The organism is Mesorhizobium sp. M7A.F.Ca.CA.001.08.2.1 (assembly GCF_003998455.1).
Lineage (GTDB): Bacteria > Pseudomonadota > Alphaproteobacteria > Rhizobiales > Rhizobiaceae > Mesorhizobium > Mesorhizobium ciceri.
Genome location: NZ_RZPW01000017.1, coordinates 1 through 23,560, shown reverse-complemented (window position 1 = coordinate 23,560; position 23,560 = coordinate 1). Strand labels below are relative to the sequence as shown.

Below are 23,560 nucleotides of genomic sequence, written 5' to 3'. Positions count from 1 at the left end.
GCGCTCGCTCGCAGCCGTGCGGCCGGCACCAAGTGTGCCGGGCCGTTCAGTCGCTGACGAAGAACCTGCCATGGCCGCCGAGCGCGTCTAGTTCGGCCCGATGACGATCGGACCCTTGTTGGAAGTCAGCTCGCGCACCGGTGAAAACGGATCCGACGAGAAGCGATCGGCATAGAGCTTGGCGACGCGTTCAAACTCGCCCTTGTCCTTGGCCTGCGCATATTCCTTCGGCAATTGATAGCCGGCCGGCTTCTCGCCCCGCCATGTCCAATGATCCTCGGGCACCAACGGAATGAGCAGGTTCTGCGGATTCCAATCGTCCGGATGCAGGACCTTCGACATTTTCAGGAAGTCATAGGGTGAAGCCGATCCCGAATTCAGTTCCTTGTACTTCTTTGCAGCCTCGGGCGTATCAAGTATGTAGCCGCCGAAAATCATCATCCGTTCGGGTAGCGAGGGACGCCATCCGTTGACATAGTCGAACACGGCCACCGTCGAATAGGCGCCCAGCCAGGCCGGACCATAGGCATAAGTGTTGAAGGCGCGTCCGTTGGCGATCATGTCGATCATATCGGGAATTGCGTCGCAGCCGCTGACCAGCGCCTTGATGCCACGCTGCTCCAGGGCGTTGACGACGGCGACCGCGGAGTCGTCGTTGGAGACGATCACGGCGTCGATGTCGGGATGCGCAGTCAGGATATCGGCGATTGCCGGCGCGGTCGTGGTGCGGCTCCAACCGCCGGGGCGACGGGCGACGAGTTCGATGCCCGGATAGTCCTTCAGCGCGAGGTCGAAGCCATGACCGCGCTCGGTCTCGACCGGATTTCCGAGGATACCCTCGATATAGACAACCTTGCCCTTGCCGCCCAGCTTCTCGAACACCTGTGCCGACCGTGCCCGGGTGGCTGTGACATTCGCGGGAGCATGGAACGCGACATAATAATCGCCACTGTCGACCGGCGTATTCCAAACCGCCTTTGTGTGATTGTTGACGGTCGGGATGCGCAACCGGTTGACCAGCCGCAGCAGATCGATCTCCGACCCCTCGGTCGCGGCCACCATTGTGATGCCGTCTATGCCGAGGTTCGGGGCGTTCTCCACATGGCTCTTCTGGACGTTGACGTCGCCATTGTTCAACTCACGCGATTCCGCGATGTTGAGCACCGCGGCGGCCTGCCCGGCACCACTGTCCATCTGATTGAAGTAATCGTTGTTCAGCGTGTAGAACGAATCCATGAAGTTCAGGCGCTTCTTCAGTATGCCTGCGGAGTCTGCGGCATAAGCCGACCTCCCCATCAACGGAACCGCCAACCCGGCGGCGGCGAGCAACTTGAAAAATTCCCGCCGCGAGCGGCCTCCCTCCATTTTGCTCGCAAGCAATTCCGCGAGCGCCACATCATTGCGCATGAAAAACCTCCCCAGGCCGTTTGGAATTCTTTTGCCATCCGATTGGCGTGCTAGCCGCCAATCGAAGGCAAACTAGGCCGGTTCAGGAACCTTTGCAAGGAACAATGTTAGCGGTAGCAGACTCGTTCCATTATCGCTATCGCGCACAATTTTTCCAAATAATCGTTGAATATCAGATCATTACGCGAAATTTTTGCCCCTTACGGCAGAGCCGTTGAAGCTGCCGACTTAAGAGAAATAAGCAGTATTGAGATACCGGTAACAGCAAACGCGCATCTAGGCGAGTTCCCCTGGTCCATGGCACAGGCGCCCCCCTGGCAGAACCGAGCGTCAATCGGAAGGCTCGGCCACGACCGCGTTTGTCATTGCTTCGAAGGGCTATGCGTGCCTGCCGCTAGCCAAGATATCTGCTGAGTATCGACATGCCGCCCGAGCGAACCGTTTCGGGGGTCATTTCCTCGACGATCTCGCCATGCGCCATGACATAGAGCCGGTCGCAGACCCGGGTTGCGACATCGATGCGTTGTTCGACGAGCAGCAGCGATGCACCACGCTTGCGCAGTTCCAGCATCGCCTTGACCACGATGTCGACGGCGACCGGCGACAGCGCAACGGAGGGTTCGTCGAGCAGCATGATCTCGGGATCGCTCATCAGCATGCGGCCGATGGCAACCATCTGTTGTTCTCCACCGCTTAGGAACGACGAAAGCCGATGGCGGTAGTTCCTGAGCACCGGGAAAAGGTCGTAGACCGAGCTCAGCAGCCTCTCGACCCTGGGCCGATCGTGCCGCAAATGCAGCGCGCCCAACAGCAAATTGTCTTCCACCGACTGGTCGAGAAACAGGCGCCGTCCCTCCGGCGCGATGGCGGCGAGGCCTCGCGCTATGCGATGAGTAGGCAGGTCGGAGACATCGGTCGAGCCAATGCGGATCAGGCCGCGGCGCTGCTTGACCAGGCCCATGATCGCGCGCAGCACCGTGGTCTTGCCGGCGCCGTTGGGGCCAAGCAGTGCCACCGCTTCACCCTTGCCAACCGAGAGCCCGATGTCGCGCACGACGTCGAAGCGACCATAGCCAGCGCTCAGCGAGCTGATCTCCAGTACGGGGGACGATTGTTCGTTCATTCGCCGAGATAAACCTGTCTGACCATGGGGTCGGCACGCACCTCGTCGGCCGACCCGGTTAGGATCACTTCGCCGGCGTTGAGCACGGTGACGCGATCGCACAGCGGAAACAGAAAGCGCGTCTGATGCTCGATGATAATCATCGTGACGCCCTGGCTCTTGAGATTGGCGAGGATCGTGGCCAGATGTTTCACCTCCTTCGCCGAGAGGCCGGTCGCCGGCTCGTCGAGAACGATGACATCAGGCCCCGCCACGCAGACCGACGCGAGCTGGGTGAGCTGTTCGATGCCGTGCGGAACACCTCCGACCTGCCGGGACGTCCATTCGCCGGCCCCGACAAGGGCAAGGGTTTCGGCGGAGCGACGATGCATTGCCGCCATATCGCGGCCGCCGGACGCAAGCATCGGCCAGAACGCGGCACGGCCCATGATGCGCGGCACCCGATCGAACAGGCCGACCATGACGTTCTGCGTCGGTGTCAGTTCCTTGACCAGTTGCGCGGCCTGGAAAGTTCGCCGGAGCCCGAGTTTCGAGCGGCTGCTCGCGGGCATGCCGTCGACCCGTGTCCCCTTGACCAGAACCTGGCCGGCATGAGGCGTGAGACGGCCGGAAATGACGTTGGCGAGCGTGCTCTTTCCGGAGCCGTTCGGACCTATGAGGCCGTGAATGTGGCCGCGCTGAACCGCGAGATCGACATTGCGCAGCACCTTCGGCCCAAGTCCATAACCGAATTCAATGCCGCGGCATTCGACGATGATCTCGGGCGGTGTGGTCGGGAGCGCGGTGGCGGGAAGGATTGCCGCAGCGGGGGGCGGTTCGTCGACGGCAACAATCCCGCTCGCCGGTGCAGAACCTCCAACGAGAGGCGCCAACAGGCGCTTGGCCACTCCAACGACGCCATCCGGCAAGAGAGTGATGGCAAGGATGGAGAGTGCGCCGTAGACGATCTCCTGCAGCCATGGATTGATGTTGACGACATTCGGGAACATCGAGACGAACATAGCGCCGATCACAGGGCCGACCGTGGTGTTGATGCCGCCGATAAGCACCATCACCAGCACGTTGAGCGACACTGACCAGTCGAACTGGCCCGGAGATACGACACCAAGAAAGGAAAAGAGCCAACCCGCTCCTCCAGCCATCGCGGCCGAGACGCCGAAGACGCCGACCTTGATCGCGGCTGTCCGCGCGCCTGCGGCCTCGGCAAACGGCTCGGCATCGCGGATCGAGAGCAGGACCGGATAGAACGGCGAATGCCTGACGTTCCAGACCAGCGCGAGACTGAGGAAGAGCCCTGCCATGGTGCACCAGACCAGCGGCGCGCCGAGCCATTGCAAGCCGCCTGGGAAATCCGGAAAGGCCGGGCCAAGCAGGCCCTGGAGGCCGCCCGTGACATTGACCATATCGGTCGCGAGGACGGTCAGCACCAGCGTGAAGATGAAGGTGGTGATGGCGAAGTAGAGGCCGCTGACACGCAACGACATGGCGCCTACCGCCACACCGACGAGGCCGGTCGCGGCAAGGACGAGGACAAGCAGTGCGAAGACATTCCAGCCATAGTCGTTGGCGAGAATTGTCGTCGCATAGGCGCCGATCCCGAAAAACCCACCCTGACCAAGAGAATAGAGGCCCAGCATGCCCGCTACGAGGTCCAGGCTGATGGCGAGGATGCCGAAGACGGCGGCCACCAACACGAGGTTCTGAAGGCCGAGATCGGATTGCGCCACATAGGCCGTCGCCGCCAGGTAAGCGAGGCCGACGGCAAGAAGCCCCACGGTGCGCCAGCTGCCGGCTTGTGATCCCGGGATGGCCGCCGATGCCTGGCGATCGCTCGTCAAATTCATACCCCGACCCTCAGCGGCTCGCCGCCGCCGGACGGCGCGGACGGAAGAGCGGATTGCTGGCGCTGAACAGCCCCTTGGGCGAGACGATCAGGATGACGACAAGCACGATGAAAGGAAACCAGTCCGAAGCCTGAGAGTTGATGAGCCCGTTGGCGCCTTCGGCGCAGATGCCCAGCACCAGCCCGCCGAGCATGGCAGCGATCGGCCGCTCGGTGCCGCCGCCGATCATCATGGCTATGAAGCCATAGGTGCCGAACGTGTCGCCCAGATAAGGATTGGCGAAGGTCGTCGGCCCGATGAGCAACCCGGCAATGCCGGCAAAGGCGGCGGAGACGGCGAAAGCGACGATGGCGACTACCGTGGTGTTGGCGCCGATGGCGGATGCCATTTCCGGATCCGCCGCCGTCGCCATGCCGAGCTTGCCGAACAGCGTGTATCGCCGCACGATTTCAAAGCCGGCGGCAAGAATGGCGGCCGTGACGATCGCGAGAAGCTGCTGGCCAGTGAGCACGGCACTGCCGATCGGTACGCTGATGTTGTTGAGGATTGGCGGGAAGGCCTGCGACGTCGGACCCCAGATGTAGGCAGCCGCGTTCTCGACGATCACCGCGAAGCCCAGCGTCGATACCAGCCAGCCGAAGCTGAAGCGGTTCGACAGCAGGATTGGCCGCACCGCGATCAGATAGGACAGAATGCCAATGATACACGATGAGACCAGACCGGCAGCCGCGGCCAGCCAGACAGGATAACCGGACGATACCAACTCGGCGGTGATCATCACCGTCACCATCATCAGCTGGCCCTGGGCGAAATTGATGATGCGGGTGACATAGAACGAAATCGCCAATGCCATGCCGATGAGACCGTAGATCGATCCTATGGCAATGCCACTCAGCAAGAATTGCAGCACCGTTGGCTCCCCCCATCATCCGGACGTCACCGGCTTTTTGCCGCTTCAACAGCTCCGCGGAAGTCGCATGGGCCGAGCTTTCCTGTCGCAACGTCCGGATTTGGCATGTTGCGCCGATACTGAACAACTAGTCGAAAAAGCCCACGCGGAAATAGCTTATGCCGGTGACATAACAGCTATGAGGAACGCGACGAACGGTGCGCCCGACCCGATCGATGGCGTAAGCCGTAAGCTCTGATAGGAAACGTATGACTGAGTTATGAATCAATCGCATGCGGGACGATAAATCGTTTAATACCAATGACATAATCTAATGAAGGAGCGCGCTAATATGAGCTTCGACCGCCGAGATCGCGCCGATGGAATTCCTTCCGGAGGCTGGATTTTGGGAGAGGTCTCAACCCGTCTCGAGTACCTTGCCCCGCGTTGACAAGATGGGGGTCGTGGGTGGCAAAATTCCGGGCGAAGACACGCGCGTCCCGATGAGGCGCAGGGCAAAACGGGCGATCGGATTGTCGGAGACAGGCCCGCCGATCGCAGGGAGGGAACAACATGAATAAGCTCGCGACGACGTCTACCTTGCTGCTGGCCGCAACGATCTTATGCGGTGGCACCATCCAGACGAATGCTGCCGACGACTATCTTGTCGGCCTGATCGCCGGCACCACCGGTGCCTACGGTTCGACAGGCGTTGCCACGGTCAACGGCTCGCAGATGGCGGTCGATGAGGTCAACGCCGCCGGCGGCGTCGACGGCCACATGTTCAAGCTCGACGCGCACAACGACAACGCCTCGGCAACACTGTCGGGCCAGCTCTACCAAAAGCTGATGTCGGCCGGCGCCATCGTCATCGCGGGTTCGCCCGATACCGGTCCGGTGACCGCGCAGCTTGCCGAGCGTCACAAGTTCCCGACCATCGGCGTCGTCGACGATGGCGGACTGACCGTCAACCCGAAGGGGCCGACGAGCCCGCCCAATCCATGGGTGTTCGACTTCGGTCTCAACACCTTCGCCTGGGGCGAGAAGATCGGCGAGCATGCCCTGAAGCATTGCCCCGACGGGCTTGCCGTGCTGCACGATCCCTCGACCTACGGACAGGGCGGACTCTTCGGCATCCAGCTGGCCTATGACAAGGCCGGCAAGAAGATTGCGATGGATCACACCATCACAGAAAACTGGTCGACAGGAGCCACCGCCGGCCTGATGCCCGAAGTCAACGCCATCAAGGCGGCAGGGATCAAATGCGTGGATGTATGGCTGACGCCGCAGGACCAGGCCGCCTTCATGCAGGACCTTCATTCGATAGGCTACGAAGCGATCGTCTACGGCAATGACGAGACGAATGCCGACGACACCTTCTCAAGCCTTGCTGGCGACCTGTCCGACGGCATGATCACCGCCATGCTGACCACGGAACTGCACCCGAGCCCGGAACTCCTGGCGTTCCGCGACACCTATAAGAAGAAATTCAGCGTCGATGCCACACCCTTCTCGGCAGGCGCCTACGACAGCATCAAAATGCTGGCGCAGGTGATCAAGGATGTGAAGTCGACGAAGCCGGGGGACCTGCAAAAAGGCTTCAACGCCGTGAAGGACTTCAAGGGCATGACAGGCAATATCGGCTTCTCGGAGACAAGCCACATCACCATCACCGCGGCTCAGGTCACGCTCGTCAAGCATGACGCCAAGAGCAAGACCTGGGTTGAAGTCACCGACTGATCGGACTGTCGCACCTCCCAAGCGCGAACAGAAACGGGCCGGCTCCCCCTGGAGCCGGCCCTTGGCATTTTCATGAACCGCCTAGAGCTGGACCCGCCAGGCTTCGGGTACAAGCCGAAAGCCGTCATCCGCCTTCACCAGATGGGCAAAGCCCGGCAGATGCAGGTGGCCGCCAGTGACGAGCAGGCGCTCGCTTGCAACATGGTTGAAAATCTTGCGGCGGTTTTCAGCTGCCAGCGCCTCATCGACATCGAACTCGCTGGTAATCTGAGGCAGGGGAATCTGGAGTTCCGGCACGTGCACCGTGTCGCCCCACATCACCAGCGTCTCGCCGGCCGAATCGAGTTGATAACCACTGTGGCCCGGGGTGTGGCCGGGAAGCGGCAACTGGGTGATGCCCGGCATCACTTCGCCTCCGTCCACCGGGCGAAAACGCCCGCGATGGCTTGAAAGCAAGGCGTCGGCGGAACCTGTGTAAGGTACCGCAGCCGCCGAGCGACCGCGTCGTTCGGTATCGGACCAGAAGTCGAAGTCATCCTTGTGAACGATGATGTCGGCGCGTGGGAAGAGTGGCTTGCCGGCTTCGTCCATCAGCCCGCTCGAGTGATCGGGGTGGATGTGGGTCAGAAGAACCGTGTCGAAGTCCGAGAGCTTGAAGCCCGCCGCGGACAGGTTGTGCGGTAGTTGCCCCATCGAATACACCGTTGTCGACCCGCCGCCGGCGTCGACGAGCATCGTGTTCCTGTCAGTCTCGATGACAAACGCATTGACGGTGAGGCGGGGACCGCCCTCGTGGAAATGCTCCCGCATCAATGCTTCCATGTCGCCACGTTCCGTCCCACGCAGAATGGCCATCGGGATATCGAGGAAGCCATCATTGATCACGGTGACCATGGCATCGCCGACCTTGCGTCTGTAGACGCCGGGGGTCTGCTTTCGCGGCTCATCGGTCATTTTTGGCCTCCTCCACCAGACGACGTACGCACGCAGGTCCTCCCTCGCGTGTCGTCACAATGTGACGCTCACGCACGGCCAAGTGAAGTGAACTCAATGCTCAGCTTTGCGATAGCAGATATATCGCTTCCGGCATGAATGGCACCGATGACCAGGAGAGAGCCGATCCGTTGCTTACGGCTTCGGCTCCCAGATTCCCATTTTGCGCAAAGCGCGCACTTCGTCCCGTATCATGGTCGTCAATGCCCGGATAACGGTGGTGGTTGGCCGCTGACTTGATGTTGCGAGCAGCAGTTCCCTTTCTATCGATGGATTCTGGATCCGCCAGTAACTGATCTTGCCTTGCGCAACCAGGTCGTGGCAGCTCGAATAGGACAAGATCGTATAGCCCATTCCGGCCTCCACGAGGCGCAGTGTCGAAGGCATCGCCTCGACCTCGACTTCGATCCTGGGCTCGATGCCGACCGCGCCGAAGATGTGGTCGAGCAACACCCGCAGTCCATGCGGACGGGCGGGAAGGATCATCGGTATCTTCGAAACCACCGCGGCGTCGACGGGCGAGGAACCGAGATTGCAGGGATCGTTCTTGGCGCCGAGGAGGAATAGCTCATCGCGCAGGATCGGCTCCGCGAGCAAGTTGTTCATGCGTGGCGCATTGTAGAGCACCGCCACGTCGATCTTGCCCATGACAAGCCATTCGAGGAGATGGCCACTGAACCCCTCGACCACCCGCATGCTCACCTGCGGGAACTGCTCGTGAAAATGCTGGACGAGCGGCGCGGTCAGGACAACTCCCACGGATGGCGGCATTCCAAGCACGATCGCGCCGCGCGGGTTCGACCGCATTGCTCCGAGTTCGCTCGTCGCACGCGAGGCCTGCTCGAGGATTGCGGACGCATAGTTCTGCAGAAGCTTGCCCGCCTCGGTCAGGACAATGCCACGACCGTTGCGGTAAAGAAGCGCGATACCGACGCTCTCTTCCAGGGATTTGATTTGCCTGCTGAGAACCGGCTGGCTGACCGATAGCGCGACGGCGGCCCGCGAAAAGCTCCCGAATTCCGCAACTGCTATGAACAGCTGGAGCTGCCTTAGATCGAACATGGGCTTGCCTCGTTGCAAAATGCGGAAGATCGGATTTCCGTTGTCATGCAACGAATTGAGGAGTTTGGGATACATCGAAAGCGTTGACAAGCGTTCGGCGGGCCCTTGGCAAAGCTGTTATGCGCGTGGCGAGCATTATCGCAAGGGCAGGAACTGGCCTACTCTGAGCCAATCCGAAGGCTGGCCAAATCCAATATAGTTAGAGAGGAAAAGTCGTGCAGCGTCAAACGCTTGGGTTCATCGGCCTCGGCCGCATGGGTGCGCCAATGGTGCGCCGACTGACCGAAGCCGGTCACCACGTGGTCGTCCACGACACGCGGCCGGACGCTGCGAGGGAGCTGCCCGCGGAACACACGACATTTGCCGCATCCCCCAAGGCCGTCGGTGACGAGGCCGGTATCGTGTTCTGCAGCCTGCCGACGCCTCCCATCGTCAAGGAGGTTGTGTTGGGCGCGAACGGAATCGCGGCCGGCTCGAAGGTCAAGACCATTGTCGACGTGTCCACCACAGGACCGACCATGGCAAAGATCATCTCGGAGTCCTTGGCGGCCAAAAGTATCGCATGGGTGGACGCACCGATATCGGGTGGGATCGCCGGCGCGAGCAACGGCACGCTCGCCGTTATGGTTTCTTGCCCCAAGCAGACCTATGAGGAAGTCGAACCGGTGCTGGCCAATTTTGGCCGCAGGTTTTATTGCGGAGAAACGCCCGGAAGCGCTCAGGTTGCCAAGCTTGGAAACAACATGATCGCCGCCGGCGTCATCCTTCTGTCGGCGGAGGCTCTCGCAATGGGCGTCAAGGCCGGCCTGGATCCCACGGTGATGTGCGACATCATCAATGCTTCGAGCGGGCGAAACAGCGCAACGCAGGACAAATTTCCTCGTGCCGTGTTGCCAGGAACCTTCGATTTCGGTTTCTCCACGGCTCTGTCGTACAAAGACGTGCGTATGTGCGTCGATGAGAGCGAGAACTTGGGCGTTCCCATGGTTGGTGGTTCTCTGGTGCGCCAGATGCTCGCCGCCACCAACGCCCGCTTTGGACCGGAATCGGATTTCACGTCGATGGTGCGCATCATCGAGGAATGGGCCGGCGTGGAGATCCGCGCCTAGGGCCCGCGTTGTGGAGAGCAGCACATGACGACGCGCTCACTGGAACTGGCAACTGCATTGGCCAACCTTGCCGCGCCAGTTTTTGGTCCGGCAACCATCAGCAAGGCCAAGCTGTGCCTGCTGGATTTTCTTGGCTGTGCGTTCGAGGCTTCGGAACTGGAGCCAAGCCGACAGGCGGTCGCTGCGATGCCGGCAGCGCCTGGCGGCCACATGATTGGCGAGAGCGCGACGGCGACCCCGGCGGACGCAGCATTCGTGAATGCGGTGAAAGGCCATGGCCTCGTCAGGGAAGACATGCACGCAGCATCGGTTTGCCATCACGGCGTGGTTGTCTGGCCGCTGCTTCTGGCCCTGACTGAAACGGATATCGTTTCCGGCATTGAACTGCTCCGGTCGGCGGTAGTCGCCTATGAGGTCGGCGGACGTCTCGGAAGGATGCTGATCGATCCGACGGTGTCCTCACTTTTCCGCCCGACTGGACTGGTCGGCCCAATCGGATCGGCATGCGGTGGCGCCTGGATGCTGAAGCTCGACCAACAGCAGATGGCGGCAACGATTGCCTTGGCTGCGAACACAGCGTCCGGGCTTAACCAGTGGCCGCACAGCGGCGGCTCGGACATGTTCTTCCATCCCGGCTTTGCGGCCCGAAACGCCTGGATGGCGGTTCGGCTGGCCGAAGCAGGGGCGTTTGGAAGTCCTGACATATTTGAAGGACGTTCGGGATACTTTGCCGCGCTCGCGAGGCGGCCAATGCCTGGCCGGATCGAACTCTTTCCCGATGGGGAGGCGGATATCCTCAACGTCTATCACAAGGCGGCGCCGGCCTGCAATTTTGCCCAGACGGCCTGCCAGACCGCATTGAAGCTCGTCGAGATGATCGGCCCCGATGCCGCACCGGTCGCGCGCATCCGCATCAGCGTTCCCACCGCCGCCGCCGCGTATCCAGGGTGCGACCGGACCGGACCGTTCGACAGAGCGCTTCAAGCGAAGATGAGCATTCCATTCGGCGTGGGAGCCGTGTTTGCGCACGGCCGGCTGTCGGAGGATATCTACAGCGATCTCGCCGACCCCGAGACGGTACGCCTGATCGGGGTGAGCGAACTGGTTGCCAGCCCGGATCTAACCGCGCTCTTCCCTAGCCAGCAGGGCGCGGCGATCGATGTGGTGCTCGGCGATGGCCGCAAACTGTCGATGGGCCTGCCCGACGTCGTGCCCGCTACCGAGGCACAGGTGCGCGAGCGCTTCCGCCTGGCGGCGGCGAACATCCTCGGCGCTGCCGAAGCCGATGCCATCGAGGAATTCGTCGACAGGCTGGACACCAAGAAAGATGCCGGTCGGCTGCTGCCGCTTTGCGCGGCAAAGCGAGTAGCCGGAAGACAAAGCAACGCGAACGCGAGCACAAGGCCTGGCGAAGGTAAGCGTCTGCCGTCGAGGCAGAGTTTATAGACATCCCCAAAACAGGAGCAGTTCATATGTCTAAGGAAGTCCTCGAACGCGGTTTGGCGATCCGCAAGGAAGTGCTGGGCAAGGAGTTCGTCGAGAAGTCGTTTGCCGCGGCGGACGACTTCAACCGTCCCATGCAGGAGCTCGTGACCGAGTATTGCTGGGGTGCAGTCTGGGGTCGCGAGGAACTGCCACGCAAGACGCGCTCGATGCTGAACCTTGCCATGCTCAGTTGCCTCAACAGGCCGCACGAGCTCAAGATGCACACCAAAGGCGCCCTGCGGAATGGCGTCAGCCGCGAAGAGATCCGCGAAGTCCTCTTGCAGGTGGCGATCTATGCCGGAGTGCCCGCCGGGGTGGACTCGTTCCGCATCGCGCGCGAGGCCTTCGCCGAGTTCGATGCTGAAGAAGCGTCTGCGCAGCGCTGAAGTCCGAGCATGAACGACGACCGGCAAAGGATCGCTTTCATCACCGGTGCCGCGAGCGGCATCGGACGAGCGGTTTGCCTGAGCCTTCATGGCAAGGGCTGCCGCATCGTGCTGGCGGATCGCGAGGAAGACAGCCTCGCCGTGTTGGCTGGCGAGCTTGGCGCCGGCGTCTTCCCGCTCCACCTCGACATCACCGACGGCAATGCAGTAGCCACCTGCCTCGAGCGCTTGCCGCCGGAATTCCGCGACATCGACATACTGGTCAACAATGCCGGTCATGACATCGGCGGGCGTACCCGCTTCGACATCGGCTCGGCCGACGATTGGGCGGCGATCATCGAGACCAACCTCATCGGCCTGATGCGCGTGACGCGGGCGATCCTGCCGGGAATGGTCGAGCGCGGTCGTGGCGACATCGTCAACATGAGCTCCATCAGCGCCATCCGCATGGTGCCGGACCAGGCGCCCTACTCCGCCAGCAAGGCCGGCGTGCATATGCTAAGCGACATCATTCGCGGCGAATTGGCAGAGACCGCCATCCGCGTGATCGAGATCTTGCCGGGGCTCACCCGCACCAACATCGTCGCGTCCCGCCTTCGCGGCGACGAGGAGGCGGCCCAGGAATATTTCGAGCGGTTCGGAATGGCGCTCGACCCCGAAGACATCGCCCGGTGTGTCTTATTCGCATTGGATCAGCCTCCTCACGTCCAGATCGCGCAGATGTTCGTCGTTCCCACCAACAGGTGGTAAAAACGCCGAGCATCAGCATTAAAGCGTGCGCGCATCTTTCCTTGCCAACCCGCGGCAAGCCATGGCGAACTCAGTGGACGGCCGCATACATGATCCGGCTTTCGGTTGCCTCGTCGATGTCCATCTCCTCGACGATCCGCCCCTGCCTCGCCACAAGGATCCGGTCTGACAGCGTCTTGATCTCGGGCAGGTAGGACGAAATCACCACCACGGCCATGCCGCTGTCGGCAAGCTCGTTGATGAAGTTGTGAATCTCGACGATGGTTCCGACGTCGACCCCGCGTGTCGGCTCATCGAGGATCACCAGCTTGGGCTTCTGGATCAGCGCCTTGGCCAGAACCACCTTCTGCTGATTGCCGCCGGAGAGTTCGATGACGCGGGCATCGGCATCGATCGCCTTGACGCCGAGCCGCTTCGTCCACTCGACAGCCAGTTCCCGGCCCTGCCGCGGAACGACCGGCGTCAGAAGGTTGTTGCCTTTGGCAAGGTGTCCGAGCTGGATGTTGCCGGCGATCGTCATGGTTTCGAAGAAACCCTCGATCTTGCGGTCCTCGGTGACATATACGATGCCGTCACGCACCGCCGGCCGCGGCGTCCGGTAGCGGACGGGCCTGCCTTCGAAGCGCACCGTGCCGCCGTGGAAATAGTCGCGCTTCAGCACCCCGGCGACAATCTTCATCGTTTCCGTGCGTCCAGCACCGACAAGTCCGAACAAGCCTGTCACCTGGCCGGCGAACACGGAAAACGACGTGTTGCGCACCGTATTGCCCATCGACAGATTTTCGACGCTGAGGATCTTTCTGCCCATCGGCCGCGCCACGCGTGCCTGACCGGAATAGAGTTCGCCGGACAGGCTGCGGCCGACCATTGCCTGCACGATCCGCTCGCGATCGAACTTGCTCGTCTCATCGGTCACGACCACCTTGGCGTCGCGCATCACCGTGATGCGGTCCGCCAGGTGCAATGCCTCCTCCAGCGCATGGCTGATGAAGATGATCGCGATGCCCTCTTCCTTCAGGCGGCGGGCAAGATTGAAGAAATGGAACTTTTCCTCGGGGGTCAGCGTGGCGGTCGGCTCGTCGAAGATGATGAGCCGCGCATTGTGGTGAACGGCGCGTGCGATCTCGACCAATTGCTTCTTGCCGGCTCCCAGGAAAGACACCTGGGCGGTGGGATCGACGTAGAAGTTGAGCGACAGCAGATAGCGCTGTGCCTGAATGTTCAACCCGCGCAGCCGGTTGAACAGCTTCTCGTCGCCAAGGTAGATATTCTGCGCCACCGACATCGATGGCACCAGATTGGTCTCCTGGAAGACCATCGCTATTCCGCGGTTCAGCGCGTCGGACGGCGAATTCAGCGTCACCGACTGGCCGTCCAGCAGCATCTCGCCGGAGCTCGGCTGATAGACGCCGGCCAGCACTTTCATCAGCGTCGATTTTCCCGCACCGTTCTCGCCCAGAATGGCGTGTATCTCGCCCGGCCGGATTTCGAAATCGACGTTCGAGATCGCCTGGACGCCACGGAAATCCTTGGAAACGCCGCGCAGTTGGACGAGCGGTGTCATGCCATGTGCCCCGCCAGTTCTTGGATCGCCACGATCTTTCCCGATCCCCTTGCACCAACGAGGAGCTGGTCACCGACTTCGCACAGTGAGGTCACGCCGTGCACATCGCCATCGGCGCGGCTTTGATAATTTCGCACCATGGCCATCTCCTTGTCACAGCGCACGACGAGGCCCGTCGACCAGGTCGGCGACCAAGGCTTCAGCATGTTGAGCTTCTTGCGCGCACCGCCCTGTATGGGTTCGAGGAAGCTCCTTCCGGTGGCAAGCGCGGGCGCGATCCAATAGTCCGGGTCGATTGTTTCGATCATGCGCGCGCGATACTCGTCCTCCTTCAGGACGAATTCGACAAGCGGGTTGCGCGGCGCGAACATGGCCAGCCAGAAGCCGCCTTCCGATGCTGGCGCGATGCGCCCGGGATAAGCGGGCAGCGAGCCCAGCGCGATCTGTTGGCGTGAACCGTCGACACCCATCGAAAGGACACGGTGGCGCCATGCCTCCGAGACGAAGACGCGGTCGTTCGACACGATGATCCCGGATGGAAACGCGAGCCCCGAGGCGATCGAAACGGCGGTGCGTGTGCCGATGTCGATACGCCAGATCGATCCCGCCGCCGTCTTGGTCATCAGATCGCGCTTCCAGCCATGCGCCGGATTGCGGTCGGACCCGACCGCGACGAGCAAGGTGGAGCGATCGGCGAAAGCCATCGCGGTGACGCAATGCGCATTGAGTGTCTCGATTGCGATCAACTCCGAGGATGCACCGTCGGGGCTCTCGATGCGGATACCCTCGCCTTCGACGGCGACAGCCAGCAGGTCCGCGCCCGCCGCCATGCTGGTCACCGGTTTGTCCATGCTTCTGGATCGGCTGATGGAAAGCGCGTACCCGCTATCGCCGGCCGTCGGCGCCAGCGTATGGATCTCCCGACCGACCGAACAGACGATCCGTTGCCCGCAGACCACGAGGTTGTCGACATCGGCAAGATCCAGCAGCACCGGAGCCGCGTCGAGCTTCGAATTCGGCCGCAGCGGGCCGTCCATCGGCGGCACCGTACTGCCAGTCAGATCGAAGCCACGGAAGTTCGCCCACGCCTGCTTGATGGCGCCGATCATTTACGCGGGCCCCAATAGGCATCCTGCGCGCACCAGTTGGGGTCGGCATCGGGCAGCTTGTAGCGGCCGATCCGGTTGTTCGAAACGCCGCCCAGATACAGCCATCCCCTGTGCTCGCGCATCGAGGTGATCATCGGGTGGTTGCGGCCCCCGAGATCCCACAGATTGTCGAGGATCTCTCCCTTCTCGTTGAACTTCACCACGCAGCCGGTGTTGATGTTCGGATACAGCCACTGATCAGGCGCGACGCGGCGGGCCATGCGCTTGCGGAAGCCGGGCATGCGCATGGCAAGATCGAGCGCCGGCCCGCGCATGCCGAGCAGCGCCAGCCAATAATTGCCGTCCGAGGACCGGTTGATGTTGTCGGGGTAGCCGGGCAGGCTGGAGATGACGCGCTCGGTCTTGCCCTTCTTGGGTCCGTCGAACCAATATCTGCTGATGGAACAGGTCCAGCTCTCCGCGAACATGAAGGACTGTCCGTCGGGACACATGGTGACGCCGTTGGCGAAGACCAGCTTTGGAATCTCGGTGTGGGTCTTGCCCGTCTTCGGATCGTAGCAGATCATGCGCCCGCTCGCCCGGCTTTCCAGTGCGTCGGTTGCCCAGTCCTCCTGCTCGTAACGGATCGTTGCCTCGCTGAAATAGATGCGCCCGTCGGGTGCGACGTCGACGTCATCGGCCAGGCGAAGACGTGAATCGTCCACCACGGACGTCCAACTCCTGTTCGTCTCGTCGGTGAGTTTGGTGACGGTCCTGTCGGGGGCAACCTGGAACAGACCCATGCCGCCGATGCAGACGAGCAGGTTTCCGCTGCGATCGAATGCCATTCCGAGGGGATGGCCGCCGATATGCGCGAACACTTCGGAACGTTTGTGGTCGGGACCGAAGAAACGGACAATATCGCCATGCCGGGTGCCGCAATAGAGATTGTCGTCGCAGTCGAGGATGACGTCTTCAGGGCCCTCGATCTGCCCAAGCCCGATGATCTCAACGGAACGCAAACGATCGTTCAGCACATAGGGCGACCCGGGTGCGTCGACCTTCGGAGCCGGCGGCAGGGAAAGGTAGGCGGGCGAGACATAGACCTTGGCGAGAATGCGGTGGCGGTGCTTCTGCCAGCGCATGTCGACGAAGACGGCCGTGAGCAGGATCACCCCCAGGATGGTCGAGGTGATCGGGCCGCTGATGCCGAGGTTGATCAGGCCGTTGGTGAGCATCAGCACCAGCAGGCTGCCGATGATCGCCTTTGCCACCGAACCCCGGCCGCCGCCGATCGCCGTGCCGCCGAGGACGGCCGCGGTGAGCGCCTGCACTTCGAGCCCGACGCCGGTGTCTGATCCGGTGCTGCCCAGCCTGGCCGCGAACAGGAAGCCGGCCAGCGCGCACATGGTGCCGGAGGCGACATAGGTGAGGAACACCATGAAGCGCACGTCGATGCCGGCGTTGAAGGCAGAACGTCGCGCCCCACCCACAGCGGTAAGCCGCCAGCCAGGACGCATCCGCGACAGAACGAGATGCCAGGCAAGGGCAATAACCAGCGTGATCACCAGCGAGGTCGGGACACCGAACACCGTGCCTTCGCCGATGAACAGCCAGAGGTCGGACATGGAGAAGCCCGACATCATGGACGTCGACATCTTCACGAAGACGATCTCATAGATCGAGCGGAAGATGATCAGGCTGACCAATGTGGTCAGGAAGGCGCGCAGCCGCAGATAGCCGACAAGCAGCCCGTTGATGGCGCCGCAGCAAATGCCCATGACCAGGATGCCGGCCAGCACGACCGGTATTGGCAACTCGTAGACGTTTACCCCGATCAGCGAGAACAGGACGGCCAGCGAGAAAACGGAAGCGACCGAAAGGTCGATGCCGCCTGAAATCATCACGACTGTCAGGGCCAGAACCACGAGCCCGAATTCGGCGAACTGCCGGGCGAGGTCGGAAAGGCTCGACAGGGACAGAAAGTCGGGAATGATCGAGCCCAGTATCACGATCGTGAGCACTAGGGCGGAAAACGGGATCGCATTGTCGACCCAGCGTTTCGACAGGATCTCCCCGATCAGGTGATCGGGGAGATAGCGCGAACGCAGATAGGCAATTGTGTCGCTGCTGGCCATGATGATCTTTGATGTCTTCCGTTGGCCTACTTCAGCTGGTCGAGCTGCCAGCAGGTACGCGGACCGATATTGTCCTTCGTCAGCAGCGTGAGAGGCGTGTAGTAAGAGGTCTTGCTCTCTCCGGCCTTGGCTGGCGACAGCAGCGATTGCACGATCTGCTGGTTGATAGCATTGCCCTGGAGCGGGACATCGTAGCTGATGATCAGGTCGAGCAGGCCCTTCTTGATGTTGTCGCAACCGATCTGGTTGCCGCCGCCGGAGGTGACGACATAGACGTCGTCGGCCTTTCCGGCCGCCTGGATCGCGGCGCCGGCGCCGACATCCTGGTTGTCCCAGTTTCCGACGACGCCACAAAGGTCGGGATGCTGCTGCAACACCGTCTCCATGATCGCGCGCGCCTTGGCAGGATCATACTGAGCCGCCTGTTCCGACACGATCTTGATCGACGGATCCTTGGCGAAGGTTTGCTTATAGGCATAAAGCTCGTAAAGGTCGGAAGCAGCGGTAGGCTGACCACGGATGATGGCGATCTTGCCCGACTTGCCGGAACCGGCCCCGCACTGTTTCACCAACGCATCTGCCTCGATGTAGCCCACCCGCGACCAGTCGGCGCCGACATAGGCGTCGGTCGGAACCACGGATTCGAGATTGAGCTGGACCACCTTGATGCCGGCGTCCATGGCACGCTTCAGCAAGCGAGCGTAGGATTGCACATCGGGATTGTGCGCGATGATGAGGTCGGGTTTCTCGGCGATCAGCGCGGTCAGCGCCCGCGTACCCGCATCCGTGCTCCAGTTCGGATCGCGGATTTCGAGCGTATAGCCAAGATCGGCCGCTTGCTTGCGCATGATCGCGGCCCACCCCTCCGTAAGGTCGAACCCCATCGCCAGGGGGATGAAGACAACGCGCTTTCCCTTCAGCCCGTCGTAGAATGGATTGCGCGACGGGTTATCCAAGCCGTCATCGGCATGCGTGGTGCCCACCAGCCCGAGGGCCATCAGCCCTGCGGCCAGAATAGTGCGAATTTTCATGGTTTCCTCCCGTTGAATCGCAAACAAGATATCGTTCAGATGTCCCCTTGGCTTTGTTGCGAGGTCTGCTCGTCCCTGGGGTTGATGAAGCTGTCCACCATGATCGCCAGCAATAGGATCAAGCTCTTGATCAGGTTTTGTGTGGTGTAGGTGATGTCGAGAATGGTCATGCCGTTGAGCAACACGCCGACCAGCAGCGTTCCCACCAGCACGTTGCGCACGCCGCCACGGCCGCCGCTCAGGCTTATACCGCCCAGCACTACGACGAGCAGTACATCGTAGATCATGGTGGAGTTGTAGACACGCGTGCTCATGCCGGACACAGCCGCCGCCATGACGATGCCAGCAAGGAAGGCGATCAGCGAACTCACGACATATTGCACCACGATCAGCGGCCTTAGCGGCAAACCAGTGATGCGGGCCGCCAGCGGATTGTCCCCTGCCGCGTAGACGAACCGGCCAAAACGGGTGCGCAGCAGCAGCAAGGCAATCAGGGCCGCAAGTACGGCGAAAGCGGCGATCGGCATCGGCAGGCCGAACAACAAGCCACGTCCGAGAAAGTCGAACCATTCGACGCCGGTCGGGGAGTTCTGCACGTCGATCTCAAACAGGAAGGCGCGTCCTGATCCGTAGATCACCAGCCCCATGGCCAAGGTCGTGAAGATCGCCGGAATGTCCGCATAGGCAATCAGGATGCCGCTCGCCAGACCGATGGCGACGGCGAGCAGGAAACCATACGCCAGGGCGGTATCGAACGGCGTGCCGGACTGCGCCATGGACAGGACCCACGACAGCGAGACCACCATCGTGGCGACCATTGCGAGGTCTATTCCCCGGCCGATCACCACCAACCCCATGCCGAGCCCGAGGATGCCCAGAATCGAGACGCTGCGCACCAGCGCTATGAGGTTGCCGGCGGTCAGGAAATTGTTGAGTGAGACCGCGAAGACGGCGAACATCGCAACGGCCAGTGCGAACACCACGCCCTCTTGCGACAATTGCACCTTCCCCATTCCGGACCTCCCAGACCGGCCGATGCCGATCCGCGGATGCGAACCCGCGCGATCGGCATCAAGCTGGCACAACATCCCTTTTTTGGAGGAGCCGAGACAGACCCGTCGATGGAATATCAGTTATGCTGGCCCGCCGCTCTATCGAGTCCGCGGCCCAAGCGGTGCCAAGCCCGTGTGGTCAGTCCGCGGCCCAGCCGCCGTCGATGATCATGGCGTCCCCGATCATCGAGCAAGACGCGTAGGTTGCATGATGGGACTATTTGGCCATGGGCTGCATTGATGGTCGATTTTAACGGAGGGTTTGCCATGTCCGCCATCGACAGCATCACTGGAATTTTCTCCTCGAAGCAAGAGGCCAAGAGGGCGGCGTCTGCAAAGGCTGCTCCTAAGAAAGCCCCTGCAAAAAGGCTGTTCCGGCTAAGTCAACAACGACCAAGAGCAGCGGCCCCGCACCCGCGATGGCAGCCCATTCCAAAGATGCCGCGAGCAAGGGCAAGTCTGGCCAACCTAAGGCTGCCAGCTCAGAAAAACCGGTTGAGCCAAGAAGGAAAACCCGCTTTGGCGGGTTTTTGTCGCCGAACGAGAGCCATATGTGCAAGCAAGATGGGGCTCGCTGATCTGGCCGCCGGTCCGCCACTATCGACGGTCGTCCTACAGGACACTGGGCTCCGAGTCGCTGCCTCCTTCTCGCGAAGAGTGCTGCCGAAGGCACCTTGTTTGGCTCGCGGACGTTGCTGGCAAAAGGCTGCGTTGATCGTAGCATCACAAGGAATGGGTGGCCGGCAGCGCGTCGAACGGTCCTCGAAGGTCGCAGAGGCGACACTGCTTTTCTTTTCGAACGGACCAACAGTCCCGGCCTTGGGGCGGTGTGGACGCGCTTACTGGCGTGACCGGGTCTCAGGATGTTTTCCTGTGTGAAGACTGACGGTAGGGATTGCCGATTGCAAGAGCGGGTCCATAGTGACGCGGATGGGGGCGCAGTACGTTGATCTCGTTTTACTCGAGCAATCGCTGGCCGATACCGGTGGTTCGAATCGCCCGTTCTCTGATCGCGTGACCGACATTGCGCAGAAGACGGCTGGCTCCGTGCTGTTCGACGTTCGCGTCTACGACAATCCTGGCATTCAACGGATCGCGGCAATCGCCTACGGAGCGGACGGCGTCGTCGCGATCGTTATGGCCAGCGATGGAGGACTTGCTTCGGTGCCAGTCGATGAGGGCAACTACGTCCTGATCGCGGAACTTAGCGCCTGGTACGCGCTGCCGATGGCAGAACAGATAAACACCAGTTACCTCGAGGCGGCGACCAAGCTGCTTGTCGAGATCGCCTAGGCTGGCCGCATCCACAGGCGCATTCCGCTGGGAATCCTCGTCGGAAAGCGCCGTCACGAGCTTGATGGCCTCGTTCCAATGTCGCGCCACGTCAGCACGGGTAATGGTGCGGTCAGGTCGATAGGCCGGCAGAGCCCGAAAGTGCCTTCAGGTCGCGCAACACGGACGCAATGTGCGGCCATGGGAAATCGGTCGGATCGCCAATATCCCTGTCGGCGCCAACAATCATCTCCAGCTTTGCGATGACCTAGCGAGCTACAGCCCCATTTGTACCACAATAGGTAACACAAAAATGGAAAATTGCCGCGAGACCGCTCACCGGAATCCGGAAAGTCTATAAAGAATTCAATGGCCTATAGGAAAGCCGATGGTACCGTTGGCTGGGATCGAACCAGCGACCTCCGGATCCACAATCCGGCGCTCTAACCATCTGAGCTACAACGGCACGTTGCCTGAGCGGATCGAAACAGAAACTCATCCGCCGCTCTGTCGTTCGGCGATGCGTCCTTACGGGCTTATGGATTCTAATTCAAGGCTTTTGGAAAGCAAAGGTCACTTCCCCACATCGGCGCGGCATTCGCCCAGCAAGAAGGCGCAGGCAAGGACCAGGCGACGGACAAAGAAAAAGGCCGGCGGGAGGAGGTGCCGGCCTTTTCCTGTTCCGAGCCAGCGGGAGGAGGTGCTGGCTGGTCACCCCGGGGAGCAGAGGGAGGAGGTTCCACTCACCGGGTATTCCTTGATGGCTGCCATCATACACCTGATCGTTTTTAAGAAAATGCGACCTTTTGTTGCATCTTCAGATCATGCGCAAATGTTAGGCAACCTTGATTTCCTTCATCGCCTTCTCGAAGGCGGTCTTGATCGGCTTGGAGACGTCCTCGGCGGCCTTGGAGGCAACGGCCTGGAAGTCCTTGGCCTGCTCGACGGTCGATTCGACGCGCTTGCGCAGGAAGGCGGTCTGCAGCTCGACGACTTCCGACAGCGACTTGGCGCCGATCAGGGCTTCGAGGTGGGAAAAACCGGCCTCGGCATTGGCACGCAAAGCGGAGATGGTCTTGAGCGACAGGTCGTTGGAAACGGTCTTGGCGGTCTCGTAGGTCGACTCCAGAGCCTTCTGGGTCTCCTCGGCGCCGGTCTTCAGCTTGGCATAAGCCTCTTTCGACTGCTCAACGCCCTTTTCGGCGAAAGCGCGAATCTGGTCAGTCGCCTTGGAAGCGTCGAAGCTCGGGAATTCAACGTTTTCGATCGTCTCGGCGGTCTTGGTCCTGGACATTTTCCATCCTTTTCAGCGGCAGCGGCTTTGACAGAAAGCCGTCTCGTTCATGTATGATGGCAATATAAAGGCAAATTTTGTGCATTGCAATATCTTTGTTGCAGTGCACCATAAATTTCTTTTGGGCCGTTAACCAAGAGCCCAGATTCCAGCCTTTGCACGTTCTGGCTTGTGGACCTTCGCGCCTCCGGCTTTTATTAACAAAGCGTTAACTGCAAAATCGCCGCTCCGTGAGGTCCGCCAAGCGCATGCCGTCCGAATATTCCTTCCTTGATGTCGCCGTGCTCGACGCGGTCCGCCAGGGCTTTGCCGCAGGCGACGCGATCGCGATCCTGTCGGCGGATCTGGAGCAGGTGATCTGGGCCAATGGGCCAGGAGCCGCGATGTTCGGTTATCCCGACATCGAGGCGATCATAGGCGCCTCGGCGCAGTTGCCCGTGATCGCCAGGCGCCAGATCATGGCGACCAGCGGATTTCCCGAGATTGGCAGCGACCGCGCCATCATGGTGCGGCTGGCGACCGGCATGACCAGCCGCGCCGTCGGCTTCCTGGCCAGTGCGGTGACCATGCCGGACGCCGAGAAGGCGATCATGCTGGCAGTGCCGGCGGCTCAGACAGGGTCACGCAGTGCCGGCGAAATCGCCGCGCGCGCCATTAGCGGCTTCACCGAGGATGGTCATTTCATCGCCTTTGTCGATGCCAGGGGCAACGTTGAGGCGGCCTCGGAAGGATTTTCGGCACTGGGCATCCTGCCGGAGACGCTGGCAGCACTGGTTGCCGACGTCGCAGCCGAGAGCGACCGCATCGTCAAGCGCCTTGTCCCGGGCGGCACGGCCTCCTACCCGGCAGGTCTGGCAAGATTGACCGAGGAGCGGCATCTGCTGGTGGTGATCGACGAGGACCAGCTCGACGACACAGCCCCTGCGGGCGAACACCTCACGCAAACCATTGCCGAGGCGGCACCAGCTGGCGATGCGGCTTCGCAGCCGGAACAGGGTGGCGAGACACCGACCGAGGAACCAGGCGCCGCACTGCCGACCGAGGACGTCGCCGCATCGCAGCCGCATGCGATCACCGACGCGATCGGGCAGGCGCCGACGGCTGCCAATAGCGATCAGGCGGCAGCAGAGCCCACACCGGCGCAACACGACCATTGGTACTTCAACGCCGGCGAGGACGGAGGGGAACAGGCGCCGCGACCAGCTGCGTCCGGACCTGAAGCGCCTCAAGAACCGGCGGCCCTGGAAGTCCAGTCCACCTCCGCGGCCACGCCGACGACCGTCTCGGCGATAGACCGCGCAGCGGCGCCGGTGCGCGGTCTATCGCCGAGACG

Annotated in this window: 18 protein-coding genes, 1 tRNA gene and 1 pseudogene; 7 read left to right on the top strand and 13 right to left on the bottom strand. The window is 61.5% G+C overall.

The window, feature by feature from the left end:
* Positions 1 to 87: 87 nt before the first annotated feature.
* The 4 genes from EN914_RS02365 to EN914_RS02350 form a co-directional block, all read right to left on the bottom strand.
* The gene (locus EN914_RS02365; RefSeq protein WP_024505154.1) at positions 88 to 1,407 is read right to left on the bottom strand and encodes a sugar ABC transporter substrate-binding protein; all 1,320 of its coding nucleotides are present in this window, start codon (positions 1,405 to 1,407) and stop codon (positions 88 to 90) included.
* A gap of 394 nt (positions 1,408 to 1,801) precedes the next feature.
* Positions 1,802 to 2,530, bottom strand: coding sequence for an ABC transporter ATP-binding protein (locus tag EN914_RS02360; RefSeq protein ID WP_024505153.1), 729 nt, complete (start codon positions 2,528 to 2,530; stop codon positions 1,802 to 1,804).
* A complete protein-coding gene (locus EN914_RS02355) occupies positions 2,527 to 4,374 on the bottom strand; it encodes a branched-chain amino acid ABC transporter ATP-binding protein/permease (protein ID WP_024505152.1) in 1,848 nt (615 codons plus the stop codon). The genes EN914_RS02360 and EN914_RS02355 overlap by 4 nt, the downstream gene beginning before the upstream one ends.
* 10 nt (positions 4,375 to 4,384) lie before the next feature.
* On the bottom strand, positions 4,385 to 5,284 hold the full coding sequence (locus tag EN914_RS02350) for a branched-chain amino acid ABC transporter permease (protein WP_024505151.1): 900 nt from the start codon (positions 5,282 to 5,284) through the stop codon (positions 4,385 to 4,387).
* Between the two features lie 552 nt (positions 5,285 to 5,836).
* Here EN914_RS02350 and EN914_RS02345 point away from each other — a divergent pair.
* Positions 5,837 to 7,003: an ABC transporter substrate-binding protein gene (locus tag EN914_RS02345; protein ID WP_024505150.1), complete on the top strand. Its 1,167-nt coding sequence runs from the start codon at positions 5,837 to 5,839 to the stop codon at positions 7,001 to 7,003.
* 81 nt (positions 7,004 to 7,084) lie between these two features.
* Here the strand turns inward: EN914_RS02345 and EN914_RS02340 are convergent, their stop codons facing one another.
* The gene (locus EN914_RS02340) at positions 7,085 to 7,957 is read right to left on the bottom strand and encodes an MBL fold metallo-hydrolase (RefSeq protein ID WP_024505149.1); all 873 of its coding nucleotides are present in this window, start codon (positions 7,955 to 7,957) and stop codon (positions 7,085 to 7,087) included.
* Positions 7,958 to 8,131: 174 nt separating this feature from the next.
* Positions 8,132 to 9,058 carry a LysR family transcriptional regulator gene (locus EN914_RS02335; protein ID WP_032899629.1) on the bottom strand — a complete coding sequence of 309 codons (927 nt, stop codon included), beginning with the start codon at positions 9,056 to 9,058 and terminating at the stop codon, positions 8,132 to 8,134.
* Between the two features lie 215 nt (positions 9,059 to 9,273).
* Between EN914_RS02335 and EN914_RS02330 the strand changes: the two genes are divergently transcribed.
* Genes EN914_RS02330 through EN914_RS02315 form a run of 4 tightly spaced genes read left to right on the top strand, consistent with a single transcriptional unit; the run spans position 9,274 to position 12,788 of the window.
* Entirely contained in the window at positions 9,274 to 10,167 is an 894-nt protein-coding gene (locus tag EN914_RS02330; protein ID WP_024505147.1) for an NAD(P)-dependent oxidoreductase, read from the top strand.
* 24 nt (positions 10,168 to 10,191) lie between these two features.
* Positions 10,192 to 11,613 carry an MmgE/PrpD family protein gene (locus EN914_RS02325; protein ID WP_024505146.1) on the top strand — a complete coding sequence of 474 codons (1,422 nt, stop codon included), beginning with the start codon at positions 10,192 to 10,194 and terminating at the stop codon, positions 11,611 to 11,613.
* Positions 11,614 to 11,639: 26 nt separating this feature from the next.
* Positions 11,640 to 12,038, top strand: coding sequence for a carboxymuconolactone decarboxylase family protein (locus EN914_RS02320; protein ID WP_024505145.1), 399 nt, complete (start codon positions 11,640 to 11,642; stop codon positions 12,036 to 12,038).
* Positions 12,039 to 12,047: 9 nt separating this feature from the next.
* Positions 12,048 to 12,788, top strand: coding sequence for an SDR family oxidoreductase (locus EN914_RS02315; protein WP_024505144.1), 741 nt, complete (start codon positions 12,048 to 12,050; stop codon positions 12,786 to 12,788).
* A gap of 70 nt (positions 12,789 to 12,858) precedes the next feature.
* On the opposite strand, the gene EN914_RS02310 is transcribed toward EN914_RS02315, so the two are convergent.
* The 5 genes from EN914_RS02310 to EN914_RS02290 are packed head-to-tail and all read right to left on the bottom strand — an operon-like array spanning position 12,859 to position 19,622.
* A complete protein-coding gene (locus tag EN914_RS02310) occupies positions 12,859 to 14,352 on the bottom strand; it encodes a sugar ABC transporter ATP-binding protein (protein ID WP_024505143.1) in 1,494 nt (497 codons plus the stop codon).
* Positions 14,349 to 15,461 (bottom strand): hypothetical protein, encoded by a 1,113-nt coding sequence (locus EN914_RS02305; RefSeq protein WP_024505142.1) that lies wholly within the window; start codon positions 15,459 to 15,461, stop codon positions 14,349 to 14,351. The genes EN914_RS02310 and EN914_RS02305 overlap by 4 nt, the downstream gene beginning before the upstream one ends.
* Positions 15,458 to 17,578, bottom strand: a complete 2,121-nt coding sequence (locus tag EN914_RS02300) for an ABC transporter permease subunit (RefSeq protein WP_024505141.1) — start codon at positions 17,576 to 17,578, stop codon at positions 15,458 to 15,460. Before EN914_RS02300 ends, EN914_RS02305 begins: the two co-directional genes overlap by 4 nt.
* 26 nt (positions 17,579 to 17,604) lie before the next feature.
* Positions 17,605 to 18,609, bottom strand: a complete 1,005-nt coding sequence (locus EN914_RS02295) for a sugar ABC transporter substrate-binding protein (RefSeq protein ID WP_024505140.1) — start codon at positions 18,607 to 18,609, stop codon at positions 17,605 to 17,607.
* Positions 18,610 to 18,644: 35 nt separating this feature from the next.
* Positions 18,645 to 19,622 carry an ABC transporter permease gene (locus EN914_RS02290; protein WP_024505139.1) on the bottom strand — a complete coding sequence of 326 codons (978 nt, stop codon included), beginning with the start codon at positions 19,620 to 19,622 and terminating at the stop codon, positions 18,645 to 18,647.
* 969 nt (positions 19,623 to 20,591) lie between these two features.
* Between EN914_RS02290 and EN914_RS02285 the strand changes: the two genes are divergently transcribed.
* Positions 20,592 to 20,954, top strand: coding sequence for a hypothetical protein (locus tag EN914_RS02285; RefSeq protein WP_024505138.1), 363 nt, complete (start codon positions 20,592 to 20,594; stop codon positions 20,952 to 20,954).
* A gap of 368 nt (positions 20,955 to 21,322) precedes the next feature.
* Here EN914_RS02285 and EN914_RS02275 read toward each other — a convergent pair.
* Together EN914_RS02275 and EN914_RS02270 are read right to left on the bottom strand one after the other, a co-directional pair.
* Positions 21,323 to 21,399, bottom strand: a tRNA-His gene (locus EN914_RS02275).
* Positions 21,400 to 21,768: 369 nt separating this feature from the next.
* Positions 21,769 to 22,227, bottom strand: a complete 459-nt coding sequence (locus EN914_RS02270) for a phasin (protein ID WP_013530255.1) — start codon at positions 22,225 to 22,227, stop codon at positions 21,769 to 21,771.
* A gap of 248 nt (positions 22,228 to 22,475) precedes the next feature.
* Here EN914_RS02270 and EN914_RS02265 point away from each other — a divergent pair.
* A pseudogene (locus EN914_RS02265) lies at positions 22,476 to 23,560 on the top strand (PAS domain-containing sensor histidine kinase); the annotation flags it as partial.